The 17,208-nt window shown below is 66.6% G+C and carries 16 protein-coding genes; 6 read left to right on the top strand and 10 right to left on the bottom strand.

Translation table 11 applies throughout. From position 1 onward, the window contains the following. Positions 1 to 25: 25 nt before the first annotated feature. The 4 genes from mdlC (at position 26) to ACYZGB_RS10400 (ending at position 3,881) form a co-directional block, all read left to right on the top strand. Positions 26 to 1,624 (top strand): benzoylformate decarboxylase, encoded by a 1,599-nt coding sequence (gene mdlC / locus ACYZGB_RS10415; RefSeq protein ID WP_462388146.1) that lies wholly within the window; start codon positions 26 to 28, stop codon positions 1,622 to 1,624. 90 nt (positions 1,625 to 1,714) lie between these two features. Further along, positions 1,715 to 2,722 (top strand): Bug family tripartite tricarboxylate transporter substrate binding protein, encoded by a 1,008-nt coding sequence (locus ACYZGB_RS10410; RefSeq protein ID WP_462388145.1) that lies wholly within the window; start codon positions 1,715 to 1,717, stop codon positions 2,720 to 2,722. A 109-nt stretch (positions 2,723 to 2,831) separates the two neighbouring features. After that, complete coding sequence (gene rnk / locus ACYZGB_RS10405) at positions 2,832 to 3,245, top strand: nucleoside diphosphate kinase regulator (RefSeq protein WP_462388144.1); 414 nt, start codon at positions 2,832 to 2,834, stop codon at positions 3,243 to 3,245. Positions 3,246 to 3,491: 246 nt separating this feature from the next. Beyond that, positions 3,492 to 3,881, top strand: a complete 390-nt coding sequence (locus tag ACYZGB_RS10400) for a hypothetical protein (protein WP_462388143.1) — start codon at positions 3,492 to 3,494, stop codon at positions 3,879 to 3,881. A gap of 18 nt (positions 3,882 to 3,899) precedes the next feature. Here ACYZGB_RS10400 and ACYZGB_RS10395 read toward each other — a convergent pair whose 3' ends face one another. The 9 genes from ACYZGB_RS10395 to ACYZGB_RS10355 form a co-directional block, all read right to left on the bottom strand. Next, positions 3,900 to 5,018 (bottom strand): acyltransferase family protein, encoded by a 1,119-nt coding sequence (locus ACYZGB_RS10395; protein ID WP_462388142.1) that lies wholly within the window; start codon positions 5,016 to 5,018, stop codon positions 3,900 to 3,902. Positions 5,019 to 5,190: 172 nt separating this feature from the next. Further along, on the bottom strand, positions 5,191 to 6,216 hold the full coding sequence (locus tag ACYZGB_RS10390) for an ABC transporter substrate-binding protein (protein ID WP_462388253.1): 1,026 nt from the start codon (positions 6,214 to 6,216) through the stop codon (positions 5,191 to 5,193). A gap of 359 nt (positions 6,217 to 6,575) precedes the next feature. Continuing rightward, positions 6,576 to 7,529 (bottom strand): NAD(P)H-dependent flavin oxidoreductase, encoded by a 954-nt coding sequence (locus ACYZGB_RS10385; protein ID WP_462388141.1) that lies wholly within the window; start codon positions 7,527 to 7,529, stop codon positions 6,576 to 6,578. A 134-nt stretch (positions 7,530 to 7,663) separates the two neighbouring features. Next, positions 7,664 to 9,454: an acyl-CoA dehydrogenase gene (locus tag ACYZGB_RS10380; protein ID WP_462388140.1), complete on the bottom strand. Its 1,791-nt coding sequence runs from the start codon at positions 9,452 to 9,454 to the stop codon at positions 7,664 to 7,666. Between the two features lie 100 nt (positions 9,455 to 9,554). Further along, on the bottom strand, positions 9,555 to 10,487 hold the full coding sequence (locus ACYZGB_RS10375) for an electron transfer flavoprotein subunit alpha/FixB family protein (protein WP_462388139.1): 933 nt from the start codon (positions 10,485 to 10,487) through the stop codon (positions 9,555 to 9,557). A gap of 1 nt (position 10,488) precedes the next feature. Then, complete coding sequence (locus tag ACYZGB_RS10370; RefSeq protein ID WP_462388138.1) at positions 10,489 to 11,238, bottom strand: electron transfer flavoprotein subunit beta/FixA family protein; 750 nt, start codon at positions 11,236 to 11,238, stop codon at positions 10,489 to 10,491. A gap of 214 nt (positions 11,239 to 11,452) precedes the next feature. Beyond that, positions 11,453 to 12,781: a mechanosensitive ion channel family protein gene (locus ACYZGB_RS10365; protein ID WP_462388252.1), complete on the bottom strand. Its 1,329-nt coding sequence runs from the start codon at positions 12,779 to 12,781 to the stop codon at positions 11,453 to 11,455. A 17-nt stretch (positions 12,782 to 12,798) separates the two neighbouring features. Next, on the bottom strand, positions 12,799 to 13,590 hold the full coding sequence (locus ACYZGB_RS10360) for an enoyl-CoA hydratase (RefSeq protein WP_462388137.1): 792 nt from the start codon (positions 13,588 to 13,590) through the stop codon (positions 12,799 to 12,801). 160 nt (positions 13,591 to 13,750) lie between these two features. Beyond that, positions 13,751 to 14,704, bottom strand: a complete 954-nt coding sequence (locus ACYZGB_RS10355) for a histone deacetylase family protein (RefSeq protein ID WP_462388251.1) — start codon at positions 14,702 to 14,704, stop codon at positions 13,751 to 13,753. Between the two features lie 42 nt (positions 14,705 to 14,746). Here ACYZGB_RS10355 and ACYZGB_RS10350 point away from each other — a divergent pair, with 42 nt between their 5' ends. Together ACYZGB_RS10350 and ACYZGB_RS10345 are read left to right on the top strand one after the other, a co-directional pair. Beyond that, on the top strand, positions 14,747 to 15,667 hold the full coding sequence (locus ACYZGB_RS10350) for an AAA family ATPase (protein WP_063462875.1): 921 nt from the start codon (positions 14,747 to 14,749) through the stop codon (positions 15,665 to 15,667). 29 nt (positions 15,668 to 15,696) lie between these two features. Then, positions 15,697 to 16,722, top strand: a complete 1,026-nt coding sequence (locus ACYZGB_RS10345) for a DUF58 domain-containing protein (protein WP_462388250.1) — start codon at positions 15,697 to 15,699, stop codon at positions 16,720 to 16,722. Between the two features lie 215 nt (positions 16,723 to 16,937). On the opposite strand, the gene ACYZGB_RS10340 is transcribed toward ACYZGB_RS10345, so the two are convergent. Beyond that, positions 16,938 to 17,208: IS30 family transposase (locus ACYZGB_RS10340; RefSeq protein ID WP_462388136.1), on the bottom strand; the 271-nt coding region annotated here is incomplete at its 5' end.

The raw sequence follows: 17,208 nt of genomic DNA, 5'->3' as shown, positions 1-17,208 counted from the left end.
AAGCAAGCCCCCCGAAGATGGCGGGATGCCTTCTGAAGAAACCCCTCTGCCCACCGTGCGCGAGGCCGTGCTCGACCTGCTGCGCGGCTTTCACATCGATACCATCTTTGGCAACCCGGGCTCCACCGAGCTGCCGCTGTTCCTCGACTTCCCCCCGGACTTCCGCTACATCCTCGGCCTGCAAGAGTCGGTGGTGGTGGGCATGGCCGACGGCTACGCCCAGGCCACGCACAACGCGGCCTTTGTGAACCTGCACTCGGCCGCAGGCGTGGGCCACGCCATGGGCAATATCTTCACGGCGCACAAGAACCGCACGCCCATGGTCATCACGGCCGGGCAGCAGGCACGCTCCATCCTGCCGTTCGACCCCTTCCTGTTTTCGGGCCAGGCCACCGAGCTGCCCAAGCCCTACGTGAAGTGGAGCATCGAGCCCGCGCGCGCCGAAGACGTGCCCCTGGCCATTGCCCGCGCCTACTACATCGCCATGCAGCAGCCGCGCGGGCCGGTGCTGGTGTCCATCCCCGCCGACGACTGGGACAAGCCTTGCGAGCCGCTGCAGGCCCGCACCGTGAGCACCGAGTCGCGCCCTGAGCCCCGCGTGCTGCAGGCCATCGGCGATGCGCTGGATGGCGCACAGCGCCCCGTGTTTGTGGTGGGCGCCGCCGTGGACCGCGACCGCGCCTGGGACGGCGTGCTGGCGCTGGCCGAGCGGCACAACGCCGCCGTATGGATCGCGCCCATGTCCGGCCGCTGCGGCTTTCCGCAGGACCACCGCCTGTTTGCAGGTGTGCTGCCTGCCATGCGCGAGAAGATCGTGGCGCTGCTGGGCGGGCACGACCTGGTGTTCGCACTCGGCGCCGCGGCCTTCACGTACCACGTGGAAGGCTTTGGCCCCCATGTGCCGCCCGGGGCGCAACTGGTGCAGCTGATTGACGACCCGGGCACGGCCGCCTGGACGCCCGAGGGCACCTCGGCCGTGGGCAGCGTTCGCTTGGGCGTGCAGGACTTGCTGGCGCGCCCGGCGCCTGCAGCGCGCGCACTGCCCCCGGCCCGCGCCGCGCGGCCACGGGCCGAGGCTTCAGCCCCCGGCGCCTTGATGAGCGTGCCCTACGTGATGCAGACACTGGCCGAGGTGCGTGATGCAGCGTCCATCGTGGTGGAGGAAGCCCCCAGCTCGCGCGCCGCCATGCACGCCTACCTGCCCATTGTGCAGAGCGAAACCTTCTACACCATGTGCAGCGGCGGCCTGGGCTATGGTCTGCCTGCCGCCGTGGGCGTGGCACTGGCCAAGCCCGATCACAAGGTCATCGGCCTCATCGGCGACGGCTCGGCGATGTACTCCATCCAGGCGCTGTGGAGCGCGGCGCAATTGCAGTTGCCCATCACCTTCCTCATCCTGAAGAACCGCCGCTACGCAGCGCTGCAGGAGTTCGCGCCCACCTTCGGGTTTCATGAAGGCGACAAGCTCGAAGGCACAGACCTGCCCGACCTGGACTTCCTGGCGCTGGCGCGGGGCCAGGGCTGCGACGCCGTGCGCGTGAGCGATGCCCGCCAGCTGGCGCCGGTGCTGCGCGACGCGCTGGCCCATCCCCGCGCCATCCTGGTGGAGGTGGATGTGGCCTGACACAGCACCCCGCCGGAGCGCACATAGCCCGCCAGAATTTTTGGTTCATTGCACAAGACCCGGCACACCCGGGCTTTACCGGAGACACGCATGCATTCCTACTCCCTTCGCTCCAAACGCCACCTGCTGAGCGCGCTGGCCCTGGCTAGCACGGCCTTCGGCCTGCTGATGCTGCAGCAGCCCGCCCACGCCCAGACCGAGGCCTGGCCCGGCAAGCCGATCAAGGTGATCGTGAACTTCCCGGCGGGCGGCGCGGCCGACCAGATTGCACGTGCGGTCACCGTGCCGCTGCAGGCTGCGCTGGGCCAACCCGTGGTGGTCGAGAACCGGGGCGGTGCCGGCGGCAACATCGGAGGCGAGGCGGTGGCCAAGTCACCGGCCGACGGCTACACCCTGCTCATGAGTTCGGGCGGCATGGTGTCGGTCAACCCGCACCTGTACCCCAAGATGCCGTTCGACCCCGCCAAGGACCTGGTGCCCGTGGCGGCGGCTGCGCGCGTGCTGGTGTTCCTGGAGGTGCGACCCACACTGCCGGTCAACAACATCCAGGAGTTCATGCAGTACCTCAAGGCCCACCCCGGCAAGCTGAGCTTTGGCACGCCAGGCAACGGCAGCTCGCCGCACCTGGCTGCCGAGATGCTCAAGGCCCAGGCCAATGTGTTTGCCGTGCATGTGCCCTACCGGGGGGCGGCCCCCGCCATGCAGGACCTGCTGGGCGGGCAGGTGGACTTCATGTTCGACCCCGGCATCGGTCTCTCGCATGTGAAGGCTGGCAAGCTCAAGCTGCTGGCGGTGGGCAGCGCCAAGCGCTCGCCCTTGTTCCCCGATGTGCCCACGCTCGATGAAGTGGGCCTCAAGGGCTTTGATGCTGACACTTGGTTTGGCTTTTATGCCCCCGCTGGCACACCGCCCGAGGTAGTGACACGCCTGAACCGCGAGATCAACAAGGTGCTGGCCACCGCCGCCGTGAAGGAGCGCATCACCGCGCTGGGCGGCGTGCCCGCGCCCATGTCACCCGCCGACTTCCATGCGCGCGCCGCCATCGACAGCACACGGTTTGGCGCGCTCATCCAGGCCCGCAACATCAAGGGAGACTGAGAACATATGGAGGCCATCCAGCTGCCGCCGAATGACCGCGCACGGCAGTGCGAGATTGCCAATGGTCTACAGTCCCGCGCTTTGTCACAACCATTCCAGAGGTACTGCCATGGCGCGCAAGCCCCAGATCATCCTGTCGTCACTCGACGTTGACCGCATCGAGGCCCTGCTGGCCGCGATTCCGGCCAGCGTCTTTCCAGGCAGGGCGGATCTACAGGCAGAGCTGGACCGGGCGGACGTGGTGCCGCCCGAGGAGATCCCGCCCAATGTGGTGACCATGAACTCCACCGTGCAGTTCTCCATCCTGGAGACGGGCAAGGAGTTCTGCCTGACCCTGGTCTACCCGCGCGACGCGGATGGCACGGCGGACCGCATCTCGATCTTTGCCCCCGTGGGCAGCGCCCTGCTGGGCCTGGCGGTGGGCGACGAACTGGCCTGGCCCGGGCCGGGCGGCAAGTCGATGACGGTGCGGGTGAAGGACATCCTGTACCAGCCCGAGAGTGCTGGCGAACTGCACCGTTGAATTCGGAACACCCCTCTGAGCGGCTGCGCCGCTGCGCGCTGCGGGCAGGGGGACGCAGCCCTCGCTGCGGGGCGGCCCTTGCTTGGCTGCCCTGGCCTTTGGGCACGCCAGTTTCTGAGGTTGCGGGTGGCAGGAGCCTCCTGGAGCGTTGGGCGCCGTCTGTTCCCATTGACCCCGTCTGGATGGCGTGGGTGCCGTGGATTGGGGTGGTGCAAAGCGCCATGAGCCGCGACAATGGCAGCCGCCATGACCACACCGCCCGCACCGCACACGCCAGACCTGCCCCCGTCCATCGACCAGTTCGACCCGGACTCCACCCTCGCCTTCCAGAGCCGCATGGAGCGGGCGCCCGAGTGGTTCTGCTCGTTCCTCGCGGGTAATAGCCGTGAAAAGAGCCGCCTCAAGCGCGAGATGGCCACCATGAAGGGATCGGTGGTGTGGCTGGTGCAGCAGCGCCGCCAGGGCAACTGGACGGCCGATGAACGCGCCCATCTGCGCGATGTGATGCGGTCGGCATCGTCCGTGAGCCCCTACCTGTTCATCTGGGTGATCCCGGGCTCGATGCTGATCCTGCCCTTCATGGCCTGGTTTCTGGACCGGCAGCGCAAGCGGCGCGAGCGCAAGCTGCAGCGTTGAAGGGCTCTTGGCGAGCCCTCAGGCCCAGTTGTTGGACACAGCCACCAGCATGCCAGCGCCCACCAGCCCCGCCTGCCAGCGCAAGGCGGTGGACCAGGTGGGCACATGCTGCTCCACCCGCAGGTACAACAGACGCCCGGCCGCGAGGGACAGCACAAACGCCAGCAGCATGCCCAGCGCATTGAGCACAGGCGACGCCGGCCACAGGTGGCTGACCACCGCGTTGACGAGCAGGCACACGGCAAAGTGCACAAGGAAGATGGAGTAGGACATCTGCCCCACGCGCACCAGCGGCGCAAAGCCCCCCCAAGCCCGCACACGCTCGGACCGCAGCGCCACCACCAGGCACAGCGCCGTGACCAGCGCCACCACGATGCGCCCGCGGAAATCCATCGCCAGGGCCCCACCGCCCAGCAGCACGATGGCGCTGAGCCACCCCACCGGGCTGGGCGAGCGCACGGCCCAGAAGGCCAGCATGCCCAGGCCATAGGCGCCAAAGAAGTAGATCGCCCACATGTCGAGCCCCGTCATGCGGTTGAAGACCCACAGCGATGCGGCCACACCGGCCACGATGATCGCATGGGCCAGCGCAGCCCCATGCCGCTGGGCCCACGCACCCGGCAGCGCCCGGACGCCCGCCCAGACCAGCACGCTCAGTGCAAACAGCTGGAAGTCGATGGCCACGTACCAGACCCCGGCCGACAGGGCATCTTCGTCCACGATGTCCTGCAGCAGCAGGGCATTGGCCAGCAGTTGCGCCAGGGTCGGCTCCTCGGGCACCGAAGGATGCGCCATCCAGGGCCGCACCAGCGCAGCCACCACCACGGTCAACAGCAGCGCCACCGCATAGGGCACGACCAGCCGCACAAAGCGCTTGGCCACCGCATTGCCCGCATGGTCAAACCGCGCCACACCCTGGGGGGCCAGGCTGGCGGCAGCCAGGTAGCCACCCAGCACCAGAAACACCTGCACCGCCATGCGCCCATAGTCATACAGCCACGCCATCAGGGCCGGTGCCAGGGGCTGGGCAATGTCCGACATGGGCCCGTAGAAGGCCAGGTGGTGCCAGACGATGGTGATGCACGCCATGGCCTTGACCATGTCGATCAGGGGTGTGCGGGAGGGAGAGGACGACATGGCTGCGCGGGATCGGTGAGGTGCCGGGGTATGGAGCCTTGCCAAGGCCGGAAAGGGCCGCAACAGCAGGCAAAAGCCTCTATTGTCCTCTGTCGGCACGATTTGTGGGGAGCCGCCCTGCGCTGGCGGCGACACCCGCCTGTCCCGCACAGGCCCCCGCACCCTTGCGGGCTCAATACCGCAGGCTGCCTTCCGCATCCACGATCGCCAGCTCGACGTAGCTGGAGCCGTTGTGGCTCTTGGGCGAATACTTCACGCTGAAGCGGCCAAACGAGATTTCGCCCGCGTCTTCCATGGTCTTGGTGAACGATTCGGTGGTCAGGTTGCGCCCGGTGCGCCGCAGCCCCTCCACCAGCAGGCGTGCATGCACAAACCCTTCGAACTGCGACGCAGATGGTTGCGCGTTGGGCGACTTGGCGCGCAGCAGGCCCAGGTACTCGGCCACCACCGGGATGGTGGTGTTGCGCAGCGACGGCATGATCTGCGCGAGGATGATGCCGCGCGCCTTGTCCTTGAGTTCGCGGTTGATCACATCGAGGCTGGCGACCGAGAAGCCGTAGTAGGCCGGCCGCGCGGCCGTGGCCTGCACCGCCTTGATGTAATGGGTGAAGGTGGTGCCCGCCGTGGCCACGATCACCGCCTGTGGCTGCGCCTTTTCGGTGGCGGCGGCCGCAACGGCAAAGTCGGGTTGTTTAGGGTCTACCTTGATCTCGGCGACGAAGGGCAGCTTTTCGTCGTCCGACGCTTTCTTCAGCTCGGCGGCCAGGGTCTTGCCCAGGCCGTCCTCCTGATAGAACACCGCCACCCGGCTGATGCCCTGCTGGCGCATCTGCGAAACGATTCTGCTGGCTTCGCTGGCATACCCCGCGCGCACATGGAACACATAGGGGTTGAAGGTTTCGCGGAACACCGATGCACCGGTGACCGGGCCGAACAGCGGCGTGCGGTGCTCCTTGATCAGCGGCAGGATGGCGGCCGTCTGCGCCGTGCCGGTGCTGTTGTAGATCACGAAGACCTTGTCGGCCTCCAGCAGCTGGCGCGTGTTCTCCACCGCCTTTTGCGGATCGAAACCATCGTCCAGCGTGGTGTAGCGGATCCTGCGGCCATGCACGCCGCCCTGCGCGTTCACTGCGTCGAACATGAGTCGCGAGCCCTCACCATACTGCGCCGTCTGCGGGCCCAACGGCCCCGACAGCACAACCGACGCCCCGAGGCAGATCTCGTCGGCGGTCACCCCCCGTCGCGGGCATGGCCCAGCCCGGTGGCGCACAAGGCCGCCAGCAGCGCTACCAAAGAACGAACCATCACGCACCTGCCTTGCAAAGAATGTGCTGAACCAGACACCAAAGCCGGCTTGCTTTGGTTATTGCTCATCACCATTATCCGCAGCCACCAGGGCCCGGTTTATGGGGGTTTGCCCTTGCGTGAAGGTGCCTGAAACAACTTCGCCCACCGTGCGCGTGGCGCACTGGGTGGGCGAAGCCGGTGTCTTTCGGGCCGCCGCTACGCCATGCAACTGACGTGGCGGCGGCCAGAAAAAAGAAAATCAGCGCAGCGTCAAAGCTTGAGGCGCGCGCGTGCCGCTTCGTACTCGCTGCGCAGCTTGGCCACCAGCTCGGCCGTGCTCGTCACGGCGTTGATGGCGCCAATGCCCTGGCCGCAGCCCCAGATGTCCTTCCAGGCCTTCTTGGCGTCGCCGCCAAAGTTCATCTTGCTCGGGTCGGACTCGGGCAGGTTGTCCGGGTCCATGCCCGCCGCGCGGATCGACGGCGCCAGGTAGTTGCCGTGCACACCGGTGAACAGATTGCTGTAGACGATGTCGTCCGAGCTGCCTTCCACAATGGCCATCTTGTAGGCGTCACTGGCACGCGCTTCGTGCGTGGCAATGAAGGCCGAGCCGATGTAGCCAAAGTCCGCCCCCATGGCCTGCGCGGCCAGCACGGCGTCGCCGCTGGCGATGGAGCCGCTCAGGGCCACGGGGCCGTCGAACCACTGGCGGATTTCCTGGATCAGCGCAAACGGGCTCTTCACACCTGCATGGCCGCCCGCGCCCGCTGCCACAGCGATCAGGCCGTCGGCGCCCTTCTCGATGGCCTTGTGCGCGAACTTGTTGTTGATGATGTCGTGCAGCACCACGCCGCCCCAGGCATGCACGGCCTGGTTCACGTCCTCGCGCGCGCCCAAAGACGTGATGATGATCGGCACCTTGTATTTGGCGCAGACCTGCATGTCGTGCTCCAGGCGGTCGTTGCTCTTGTGCACGATCTGGTTGATGGCAAAGGGCGCGGCCGGCTTGTCGGGGTTCGCCTTGTTGTAGGCGGCCAGCGTCTCGGTGATCTCGGCCAGCCATTCGTCGAGCAGCTCGGCGGGGCGGGCGTTGAGCGCGGGCATGGAGCCCACCACACCGGCCTTGCACTGCTCAATCACGAGCTTGGGGTTGCTGATGATGAACAGCGGCGAGCCGATGACGGGCAGCGACAGGTTTTGCAGCACGGGAGGCAGTTTGGACATGGCAACAACTTCCAGGACAAAAAATTAGGATGAAATTGGCCGCTACCGCCTGATGTATATGCGTTAGCAGCTATTATTTTTATAGCACCCCTGCAACACAGGGGTGCGTCTCCTCACAGCACGCTCGTCACGCCTCAGAAGGCATCGAGCGCCAACTCGGTCACGCTGGCTGCGCCTTCCACAATGCTGTCGCGCAGGCCAGGGGCCTTCACCAGAATGTGGTCGGCGTAGAACTGCGCCGTGGTGATTTTTGCGCGCATGAAGGCTTCGTCCTGTCCCTTTTGCAACAGGTCCTGCGCCACCAGCAGGCTGCGCGCCAGCTGCCAGCCCGCCACCACATTGCCCGCGAGCATCAGGTAGGGCACGCTGCCCGCAAACACGGCGTTGGGCTGGGCCTTGGTGCCACCGGCCACGAAGTCGATCACATCGAGCAGCGCCTTGCGTGCGGCCGTCAGGCGCTTGGCCACGGCCAGGGCGGCAGGCGTGCCGCTGGCCAGCAGGTCGGCGTCGGTCTTTTCGATCTGCGCGGCGATGCCCTTGGCCGTCTGGCCGCCGTCGCGCGCCGTCTTGCGGCCCACCAGGTCATTGGCCTGGATGGCGGTGGTGCCTTCGTAGATGGTGAGGATCTTGGCGTCGCGGTAGTACTGCGCGGCGCCGGTTTCTTCGATGAAGCCCATGCCGCCGTGCACCTGCACGCCCAGGCTGGTGACTTCCAGGCTCATCTCGGTGCTGTAGCCCTTGACCAGCGGCACCATGAATTCATAGAACGCCTGGTTCTGCTTGCGCGTGTCGGCGTCGGGGTGGTGGTGCGCGGCGTCGAACGCGGCAGCCGCCACCGTGGCCATGGCGCGGCAGCCTTCGGTGTAGGCGCGCATGGTCATGAGCATGCGCTTCACGTCAGGGTGGTGAATGATGGGCGCGCTGGCGGCGATGCTGCCATCCACGGGGCGGCTCTGGACGCGGTCCTTCGCGTACTGCACGGCCTTCTGGTAGGCGCGCTCGGCGATCGCGATGCCCTGCATGCCCACGGCGTAGCGCGCGGCGTTCATCATGATGAACATGTATTCAAGGCCCCGGTTTTCCTCGCCCACCAGGTAACCGACGGCACCACCGCTATCGCCGAACTGCAGCACGGCGGTGGGCGATGCCTTGATGCCCAGCTTGTGCTCGATGCTCACGCAGTGCGCGTCGTTGCGCGCGCCCAGCGAGCCATCCTTGTTGACCAGGAACTTGGGCACCACAAACAGGCTGATGCCCTTCACGCCCTCGGGCGCGCCCTGCACACGGGCCAGCACCAGGTGCACGATGTTGGCGGCCATGTCGTGCTCGCCATAGGTGATGAAGATCTTGGTGCCAAACACCTTGTAGCTGCCATCCGGCTGCGGCTCGGCGCGCGAACGCACCAGCGCCAGGTCGGAGCCCGCCTGGGGTTCGGTCAGATTCATGGTGCCGGTCCACTCGCCCGTCACCAGCTTTTCGAGGTAGGTGGCCTTGAGTTCGTCGCTGCCAGCGGTGAGCAGCGCCTCGATGGCGCCGTCGGTCAGCAACGGGCACAGCGCAAAACTCATGTTGGCGCTGTTGGTCATCTCGATGCAGGCCGCGCCAATGGTCTTGGGCAGGCCCTGGCCGCCAAAATCGGCCGGATGCTGCAGGCCCTGCCAGCCGCCCTCGCCGTACTGGCGGAAGGCGTCCTTGAAGCCGGGAGTGGTGGTGACCACACCGTCTTTCCAGCTTGACGGGTTCTTGTCGCCTTCAAAGTTGAGCGGAGCCAGCACGCCCTCGTTGAACTTGGCGCACTCTTCCAGCACGGCGGCGGCCGTGTCGAGGCCCGCGTCTTCAAAGCCGGGGATTTGGGCGATCTGTTCGATGCGGGCCAGGTGCTCGATGCCGAACAGCATGTCCTTGACGGGGGCGGTGTAGCTCATACGGAGTCTCCAGGGAAGCAGAAAATTCTGAAAAAAAACGACTCAAAAAAAAGGCATCGCAAGCGATGCCTTTTCAGGGCGTTGGTGCCGGTGCGCAGCCTTACAACGCCTTGACCAGTTCTGGCACAGCCGTGAACAGGTCGGCTTCCAGGCCATAGTCGGCCACGCTGAAGATCGGGGCTTCGGGGTCCTTGTTGATCGCCACGATCACCTTGGAGTCCTTCATGCCGGCCAAGTGCTGGATGGCGCCCGAGATGCCGGCGGCGATGTACAGCTGCGGAGCCACGATCTTGCCGGTCTGGCCCACTTGCAGGTCGTTCGGTGCGTAGCCCGCGTCCACTGCGGCGCGGCTGGCGCCGATGGCGGCGCCCAGCTTGTCGGCCAGGGGGGTCATGACTTCGTCGAACTTTTCCTTGCTGCCCAGCGCCCGGCCACCGGAGACGATGATCTTGGCGGCGGTCAGTTCGGGGCGGTCGTTCTTGGCGATTTCGCTGCCCAGGTAGCTGCTCTTGCCGGCGTCGGCCGTTGCGGCTGCGGTGTCGACAGCGGCAGCGCCACCGGTGGCGGCTGCGGCGTCAAAGCCCGTGGCGCGCACGGTGATGACCTTCACGCTGTCGGCGCTTTGCACGGTGGCAATGGCGTTGCCGGCGTAGATGGGGCGCTCGAAGGTGTCGGCAGCCACCACCTTGGTGATGTCGCTGATCTGGGCCACATCGAGCTTGGCTGCCACGCGGGGGGCCACGTTCTTGCCGCCGGCGGTGGCGGGGAACAGGATGTGGCTGTAGTTCGATGCAATGGCCAGCACTTGTGCGGCCACGTTCTCGGCCAGGCCGTGGGCCAGGCCTGCTGCGTCGGCGTGGATGACCTTGGCGACGCCCGCGATCTGGGCTGCGGCGGCTGCGGCGCTACCGGCGTTGTGGCCCGCCACCAGCACATGCACGTCGCCACCGCAGGCCACTGCGGCCGTGACGGTGTTCAGGGTCGCGCCCTTGATGGATGTGTTGTCGTGTTCAGCAATAACGAGTACCGACATGTCAGATCACCTTCGCTTCGTTCTTGAGTTTCTCGACCAGGGCGGCCACGTCGGCCACCTTGACGCCAGCGCCGCGCTTGGCGGGCTCGGCCACCTTCAGGGTCTTCAGGCGAGGGGCCACGTCCACACCGAGGTCTTCGGGCTTGACGGTGTCCAGCTGCTTCTTCTTGGCCTTCATGATGTTGGGCAAGGTGACGTAGCGGGGCTCGTTCAGGCGCAGGTCGGTGGTGATGACGGCAGGCAGCGACAGGGCCAGGGTTTCCAGGCCGCCGTCGATTTCGCGGGTCACGTTGACCTTGTCGGCAGCGAGGTCCACCTTGCTGGCGTTGGTGGCCTGGGGCAGGTCGGCCAGGGCCGCCAGCATCTGGCCGGTCTGGTTGGCATCGTCGTCGATGGCCTGCTTGCCCAGGATCACGAGCTGGGGCTGTTCCTTGTCCACCAGGGCCTTGAGCAGCTTGGCCACGGCCAGGGGCTGCAGTTCCACGCCGGTCTCAACCAGGATGGCACGGTCGGCGCCAATCGCCATGGCAGTGCGCAGGGTTTCCTGGCACTGGGCCACGCCGCAGGAGACAGCGATGACTTCGGTCACCAGGCCTTTTTCTTTCAGGCGCACGGCCTCTTCGACGGCGATTTCGTCAAAGGGGTTCATGCTCATCTTCACGTTGGCGATGTCCACACCCGTGTTGTCCGATTTCACGCGGACCTTCACGTTGTAGTCCACCACGCGCTTGACAGGGACCAAGACCTTCATTGCTGCGGCTCCTAGAGAGTTGGTTGAATTGACGTTTACGTAAACTGGAACATTCTATGCCGCACTGCAACGCAAGTGCTACAGAGCCGGGGCAGAGACTGCACGATCAAAAAAGAACGATCGTGCTTTTTGTCGATTATAGGCGAGTGCGCCGGGCGGCTGTCCAGTGTTTGTTGTCGCCTGCGGCACCCGACACCCGGGCTGCAGGCCGGACTCACTGTGCAGACGCAGACGCAGGTGCCGCCGGAGCGCCGGGCGAGATCGCCGCCGCCAGCCCCCCATCGACCTGCACATGCATGACCCGTTGGGGGTACGGGATTTCGATCTGGTGGGCACGCAAGGCGCTCAGGATGGCGCGGTTGATCTCCGAGCGCAGACCCAGGGCACCGTTCTCGGGGTCCGCAATCCAGAAGCCCACCGTGAACTCCAGCCCATCGGCACCAAATGCCGACAAGGCCACGCTGGGCGCCGGATCGCGCAGCACCCGGCTGCTGGCCAGGGCCGCCTCGCCCAAGAGGCGGGTGACCAGGTCCACATCGCTTTCGTAGGCCACGCTCACCACGGTGGACAACCACACGCGGGGGTCGGCCAGCGAGAGGTTCTCCACCCGCTGGGTGATCAGCATCTCGTTGGGCACGATGGATTCGCGGCCCGTGGAAGAGCGCACCACGGTGTAGCGGGCGTTGATGTTGGTGATGCGGCCTTCAAAGTTGTCCACGCGCACGTTGTCGCCAATGCGCATGCTGCGCTCGGCCAGGATGACAAAACCGCTCACATAGTTGGACGCGAGCTTCTGCAGGCCAAAACCGATGCCCACGCCCACCGCGCCGCCCAGCACCGACAGGGCCGTGAGGTCGATGCCCACGGCCGACAAGGCCATCATCAAGCCCACAAACACCAGCAGCGCGCGCACGGCGTTGCTCACGGCCTTGCGCAGCGACAGCTCGGCACCGGTGGCCGAGCGCAGCAGCCGCGACTCGATGGCCGCAGAGACCCACAAGGCAATGAGCAGCACCGCACCGGCCGTCACGGCCCCTTCGATCATGGTGCGCACCGACAGCGTGGCGCCCCCCACCTTCCAATGGATCTGGTCCAGTTCATCGAGCACCAGCGGCAGGAGCCCCGTGACCCACAGCACCATGCCCAGCCAGGCCAGCCAGGAGATGGACCGTTCGATGGGCCGCACCCAGGAAGCATCGGGGTAGGCCACCTGCAGCACCTTCACGCCAATCCGTATCACGACCAGCGCCACCAGCACTGGGATCGCCACCTTGAAGGCGGCCAGTGCCATCCAGTGGTGCAGCACGGTGCGCGCCACATAGGCCAGGCCCAGCAGCAGTAGCGGGAACAGCGCGCCGTCCACGATCCGCACGCCAAACAGGATGGAGCGCGGGTCGCCCCGCTGAAGGCCCCGCTGCAGCAGTGCCACCAACCCCCAGGCCAGGGCCACGCAGCCCGCCAGGGCCGCCAGCTCCACCAGCACCGTGGGGCTCAAAAAGGCCTGCACCCACAGGCCCACATCGTCCAGCATCGGTTTGTCCATTGCCATCGTTCGGGCCCTCAGCGCTTCCAGCGGGGCTGGCGTTTTTCAGCAAAGGCGCGCGCGCCTTCCTGTGCGGCCTCATCCATCATGTTGGTGGCCATGGCCTGGCCTGCCAGCTGGTAAGCAGCGTCCATTCCCAGCTCGCGCTGCTGGTAGACCAGCGCCTTGCCCATGGCCACGGCCACGCGGGGCTTTTGCAGGATGGCCTGCACCAGTTGCTCGACCTCGGCATCCAGCGCATCGCCCGGTACCACGCGGTTGACCAGCCCCTGTGCCAGCGCCGTGGGGGCGTCGATGAAATCGCCGGTAAGCAACATCTCCATCGCCCGCTTGGCAGGCACGTTGCGCACCAGCGGCACGCTGGGCGTGGCACAGAACAGGCCGTAGTGGATGCCGCTGGTGGCAAAGCTGGCCGTGTCGGCCGCCACGGCCAGGTCGCACTGCGCCACTAGCTGGCACCCCGCCGCCGTGGCCATGCCCTGCACCCGCGCGATCACAGGCACGCTGAGCTTGTGGATGGTGAGCATCATGCGGCTGCATTGTGCAAACAGCTTCTGGTAATACGCCAACTCCGGGTTCGCGGCCATGTCCTTGAGGTTGTGCCCCGCACAGAACGCCTTGCCCGCCGCTGCCAGCACTACCACACGCACGGACTCGTCGCGACCGGCATCGTCCAGCGCCTGCTGCAGGGCTGAGAGCATCTCGCTGCCCAGCGCATTGAAGCGCGCGGGATCGTTCAGGGTCAGGGTGACCACGCCACGGGCGTCGCAGGTGGTTGTCAGCACATCATCGAAGTTCTTTGTCGTCATAGTTTGCTCCTGTCAGCCATCTGCACGCCGACTGAAACTGGCACTGCCCAGGCGGGGGCCGCCGCGCAAGGGCCGCCCCGCCGCGCTGGCGGCGTCCCCCTTCCGCATCGCGCAGCGATGCAAGAGAAGGGGGAAGCGGCGAAGCCGCTCAGGGGGTTGGTCACAAATCCGCAAGGACCCGCAGGTGCGTCTCCACACTGCGCGCCAGCGGCCCCATCACGTAGCCACCCTCCAGGCAGGACACGATGCGGCCCTTGGAATAGCGCCGCGCCACATCCTTCACACGCTGGGTGATCCAGGCGTAGTCCTGTTCGGTCAGGCCGAGCTGGCCCATGTCGTCTTCGCGGTGGCCGTCAAAGCCTGCGCTCACAAAAATCATCTCGGGCTTGAAGGCTTCCAGCCGGGGCATCCACATCATCTCGATGATCTCCCGGATGTCCATGCCCCGCGTGTAGGCGGGCACGGGCACATTCACCATGTTGGGGGCAGGATCGTGGTCGCCGCTGTAGGGGTAGAACGGGTGCTGGAAAATGCTGACCATCAGCGCCCGGGGGTCATTGGCGAGGATGTCCTCGGTGCCATTGCCGTGGTGCACGTCAAAGTCCACCACCGCCACGCGCTGGAGGTTGTAGCGCTGCAGCGCATATTTGGCGGCCACGGCCACGTTGTTGAAGAAGCAGAAGCCCATGGCCTTGTCGCGGCAGGCATGGTGGCCCGGCGGGCGCACGCTGCAGAACGCGTTCTCGACCTCGCCCGCCATCACGGCATCGGTGGCGGCCAGGGCTGCCCCGGCGGCGCGCAGGGATGCCTTCCAGGTGTGGGCGTTGATGGAGGTGTCGGTGTCGATCTGCGCGTAACTTGGGCCACCGGCCATCAGCTCTTCATTCAGCCGGTCGGACAGGCCCCGCAGCGCCGCAATGTGCATGCGGCCGTGGGCCAGCTCGATGTCGGCCAGCGAGGCCTCGGGGGCCTCGTAGCGCTCCAGCGCATCGGCCACACCGGTGATCAGCAAACGGTCTTCGATGGCATCGAGCCGTTCAGGACATTCGGGGTGCCCCGGGCCCATCTCGTGCTTCCAACAATCCCGGTGGGTGAAATAGCCCGTCTTGCTCACAGTCAATCCCCGTGTCTCAATTTTTTAGGATAACGTCGCGCCATGAATGCACAGCACAAGATCAAATCGCTTCTGGACCAGCTTAACACGGTGATTGTGGGCAAACAGGCCCAGGTGCAGGACTGCGTGGCCTGCCTGCTGGCGGGGGGCCACCTGCTCATCGAAGACGTGCCGGGTGTGGGCAAGACCACGCTGGCGCACGCCCTGTCGCACACTTTTGGCCTGCAGTTTTCGCGTGTGCAGTTCACGGCCGACCTGATGCCCAGCGACCTGACCGGCGTATCGGTGTACGAGCGCGGCAAGGAAGCCTTTGTGTTCCACCCAGGCCCGGTGTTTGCCCAGGTGCTGCTGGCCGACGAAATCAACCGCGCCAGCCCCAAGACCCAGAGCGCCCTGCTCGAAGCCATGGAGGAAAAGCAGGTGTCGGTGGAGGGCGAAACCCGCGCCCTGCCCCACCCCTTCTTCGTGATCGCCACCCAGAACCCGCACGACCAGCTGGGCACCTTTGCGCTGCCCGAGTCGCAGCTCGACCGTTTCCTCATGCGCATCTCCATCGGTTACCCCGACCGTGCGGCCGAGCGCCTGCTGCTGTCGGGCGCCGACCGGCGCGACATGGTGAGCAGCCTGCTGCCCCTGCTGTCCAGCGACGAACTGACCGAACTGCAGCGCCAGGTGCAGGCCGTGCACACGGCCGAGCCGCTGCTCAACTACGTGCAGGACCTGATCGCCGCCACCCGCTCGGGCCGCTGGTTTTTGCAGGGCCTGTCGCCCCGCGCTGGCATTGCCATGCTGCGCGCCGCCAAGGCCCAGGCCCTCATCAGCGGGCGCGACTATGTGGCGCCCGACGACGTGCAGGCCGTGCTGCCCCAGACCATCGCCCACCGCCTGGTGCCCGTGGGCGACGCCGGGCGTGGTGCGGTGGAACAGGTGCGCGCTATGGTCGATGCCGTCCCTCTGCCCTGAGAAGGTGTGAGCACACCGTGGCAATCCCCATGGACCCGGCTGCCCCCGCCCCCTGGCGCACCGCCCTCGCCCGGCTGAGCCCGCTGGCGCCCTTTCGCAAGCGCTTCCAGAACTGGTGGCAGGCGCGCCTGCCGCTGAACGACACCCTGCTGCTCACCCAGCGCAACGTCTACATCCTGCCCACCAGCTCGGGCTGGATGCTGGCTCTCACGCTGGTTGTGCTGCTGGTGGCGTCCATCAACTACCAGCTCAACCTGGGCTACCTGCTCACCTTCCTGCTGGCGGGCAGTGCGGCGGCCGGCATGCACATCTGCCACGCCAACCTGCGGGGCCTCACGCTGCACCTGAAGGCGCCCGAGCCCCATTTCATGGGCACCAGTACGGCGTTCGAGCTCCAGCTGTCCAGCGACCGCAAGTCGCCGCGCTATGGGATTGCGCTGTCGGTGCACGGCACGGGCAAAGCCGAACACCACTGGGCCTGGACCGATGTGCCCGCCCAGGGCCAGGCGAGCGTGCAGGTGGCCTTCCGCCCCACGCGCCGGGGCCTGCACCGCGTGCCCACGCTCACGGCCGAGACGCGGTTTCCGCTGGGCACCTTCCGCGTCTGGACCTACTGGCGACCGGCCTCCGAGGTGCTGGTCTACCCCGCGCCCGAGGTGCCCGCGCCCCCCCTGCCCCCGGGCGAGCCCCGCGCGGGCGGCACGGGCAGTGCGCCGTCGCAGGGCATTGGCGAATTCGATGGCGTGCGGGCCTACCGGCGCGGCGACCCGCTCAAGCTGGTGGTGTGGAAGAAAGCCGCCAAGTCGCTGGCCACCGGCACCGACGACCTGGTGAGCCGCGACGCCCAGCAGGCCCAGCGGCATGAGCTGTGGCTGGACCTGGCCCGCGCCGCCCTGCCCGACCACGAAGCCCGCGTCTCGCGCCTGACGGCCTGGGTGCTGCAGGCCGACCGGCTGGGCCTGGACTATGGCCTGCGCCTGCCCGGAGTCGAGATTGCCCCCGACACCGGCGCCGCCCACCGCAGGCGCTGCCTGGAGGCACTGGCCCTGTGTTGATAGAGGACACCCCCCTGAGCGGCTCCGCCGCTTCCCCCCGCTCTCGCAGCGCTGCGCGCTGCGGGCAGGGGGACGCAGCCCTCGCTGCGGGGCGGCCCTTGCTTGGCTGCTCTGGCGCTGGGCCGCGCCAGTTTCGTGGGCTACGGGTAAGCGCAGCGCAGTGGGGAATGGAAATGACAGACAGTGAAGCGTTGATAAAAAATTCAATGGCGGTTTCAACAACGAAGTGCGCCAGTCCCCAGTGTAAGTGGGCTCACTTTGTAGCCATGGAACACCTCATGCGGAGTCTTCCAGCCCAGGCATCTGCGGGGCCTGTGGTTGAGCCGGTACACGGCGTGGAGCACCTGCTCTTCGCTGGCCGTGCCCAGATCACTGCCCTTGGGGAAGTAGTGGCGTAGCAGCCCATTGTGGTTCTCGTTGAGCCCACGCTGCCAAGGGCTGTGCGGATCGGCGAAGTACACCTTCGTCTTCAGGCGTCTGTGCACC

This window comes from Acidovorax sp. Q11 (assembly GCF_054950075.1).
Note: the sequence above shows the minus strand (reverse complement) of the source record. Positions and strands in the feature narration are given on the sequence as shown.

Bases quoted from the DNA above. Each gene is read 5' to 3' on its own strand.
- ACYZGB_RS10370 (WP_462388138.1), bottom strand. From the start codon at position 11,238: ATGAAGGTCTTGGTCCCTGTCAAGCGCGTGGTGGACTACAACGTGAAG.
- ACYZGB_RS10400 (WP_462388143.1), top strand. From the start codon at position 3,492: ATGACCACACCGCCCGCACCGCACACGCCAGACCTGCCCCCGTCCATC.
- ACYZGB_RS10350 (WP_063462875.1), top strand. From the start codon at position 14,747: ATGAATGCACAGCACAAGATCAAATCGCTTCTGGACCAGCTTAACACG.
- mdlC (WP_462388146.1), top strand. From the start codon at position 26: ATGCCTTCTGAAGAAACCCCTCTGCCCACCGTGCGCGAGGCCGTGCTC.
- rnk (WP_462388144.1), top strand. From the start codon at position 2,832: ATGGCGCGCAAGCCCCAGATCATCCTGTCGTCACTCGACGTTGACCGC.
- ACYZGB_RS10380 (WP_462388140.1), bottom strand. From the start codon at position 9,454: ATGAGCTACACCGCCCCCGTCAAGGACATGCTGTTCGGCATCGAGCAC.
- ACYZGB_RS10410 (WP_462388145.1), top strand. From the start codon at position 1,715: ATGCATTCCTACTCCCTTCGCTCCAAACGCCACCTGCTGAGCGCGCTG.
- ACYZGB_RS10345 (WP_462388250.1), top strand. From the start codon at position 15,697: ATGGACCCGGCTGCCCCCGCCCCCTGGCGCACCGCCCTCGCCCGGCTG.
- ACYZGB_RS10360 (WP_462388137.1), bottom strand. From the start codon at position 13,590: ATGACGACAAAGAACTTCGATGATGTGCTGACAACCACCTGCGACGCC.
- ACYZGB_RS10385 (WP_462388141.1), bottom strand. From the start codon at position 7,529: ATGTCCAAACTGCCTCCCGTGCTGCAAAACCTGTCGCTGCCCGTCATC.
- ACYZGB_RS10395 (WP_462388142.1), bottom strand. From the start codon at position 5,018: ATGTCGTCCTCTCCCTCCCGCACACCCCTGATCGACATGGTCAAGGCC.
- ACYZGB_RS10365 (WP_462388252.1), bottom strand. From the start codon at position 12,781: ATGGACAAACCGATGCTGGACGATGTGGGCCTGTGGGTGCAGGCCTTT.
- ACYZGB_RS10375 (WP_462388139.1), bottom strand. From the start codon at position 10,487: ATGTCGGTACTCGTTATTGCTGAACACGACAACACATCCATCAAGGGC.